The following is a 1353-nucleotide window of genomic DNA, read 5'->3' on the forward strand; positions in this document are numbered from 1 at the left end:
AGAATTCAAACCCAAAACAAAATACTACAACATTATCAATCCTTAATTCAAAATTTAAGAGAAATGATATTTAAACAGAAAATTAGTTTTAAAGATAAGGATGGAAATCCTTATCCTAGCTGGGAAATATATAAGTTAAAAGATATTGCTGAAAGGATTGTTAGTAAGAACTCTAATAATAATCAAAATGTTCTGACTATATCGGCACAACATGGTTTAATCAGTCAACTTGAGTTTTTTAATAAATCTGTTTCTGCTAAAAATGTTGAAGGTTACTACTTGCTAAAAAACGGTGATTTTGCATATAATAAAAGTTATTCAACTGGATATCCGATGGGAGCTATAAAACGATTAAATAGGCATAATGAGGGGGTTGTATCTACACTTTACATATGTTTTCGTTTTTATGAAAAGGCTAACAAAGATTTCATGGAACATTATTTTGAATCACAAATTCAAAATAATGAACTTGAAAAAATTGCACAGGAAGGTGCTCGGAATCACGGTCTTTTAAATGTGGGCGTTCTAGATTTTTTTGATATAGATGTAAATCTACCCTCTATACAAGAGCAAAAACGAATATCTACCTTTTTATCTAAAATCGACCAAAAAGTCCAAATCGAAAAAAAGATTTTAGAGCAACTGGACGCGCAAAGGAAATATCTACTACAACAAATGTTTGTATAAATTCTATACAAACATTTGTTGCAAAAGGTACTGCTTTTGACGACTATATCCTTTTAGAATTCTTATTTCTATCTCTATTTTTTCTTCAAAAGTGTGTAATACACTAGCTATTTCAATTTGTTGTTTTAAGTTCGGATAAGGCAAGGGAATTTCTGAAAAATAAGCATAGCTAATCATTTTTCCATCTCTTATACCTTCAAGTTTTTTATTCAGTAGCTTGATATAATCTACTGTCTTGAAATAATATTTGTAAAAGAGTTTTTCAATCTCACACTTATTTTTTAGGATTATATAGGCTGGACTACATATACCTCTGTAGTTAGAATATTCTATTCCTCCCTGAAAACTTCTCAAACTAATAATAAAATCTCCAATTTCTACAACTTTATAACTCTCAACACTCTTATCAGTTACTGAAATTTGATAATCAATTGAATCTCTTGGGATAGCGCCGTGGTCTTGAGTAATTGCAAGAATTGGTAAATCTGAATTGTGATTTTTATTTGTGGCATTATAAAACAAGTCTCCACCATTTTTAAATTCCCATTCAGGGAATTCATTCCCGTACTCATCTTTCATCTTAATTTTTCGTCTGAATATCTTCTCTTGCAACCCCAACATTTGAACTTTTAAGCCCTCAATTATTTTGTTTTGGGTTTGAATTCT

General features: G+C 30.0%; 2 protein-coding genes. One reads left to right on the forward strand and one right to left on the reverse strand.

Going from position 1 to position 1353, the window contains the following annotated elements; genetic code table 11:
- Window positions 1–687: restriction endonuclease subunit S (locus GN157_RS09400; protein WP_231749109.1), on the forward strand; the 687-nt coding region annotated here is incomplete at its 5' end.
- A 3-nt stretch (window positions 688–690) separates the two neighbouring features.
- On the opposite strand, the gene GN157_RS09405 is transcribed toward GN157_RS09400, so the two are convergent.
- Window positions 691–1353, reverse strand: a 663-nt coding sequence (locus GN157_RS09405; RefSeq protein ID WP_197429427.1) for a restriction endonuclease subunit S, incomplete at its 5' end; no start/stop codon positions are given.

The organism is Flavobacterium rakeshii (genome assembly GCF_009741375.1).
Classification (GTDB): domain Bacteria; phylum Bacteroidota; class Bacteroidia; order Flavobacteriales; family Flavobacteriaceae; genus Flavobacterium; species Flavobacterium rakeshii.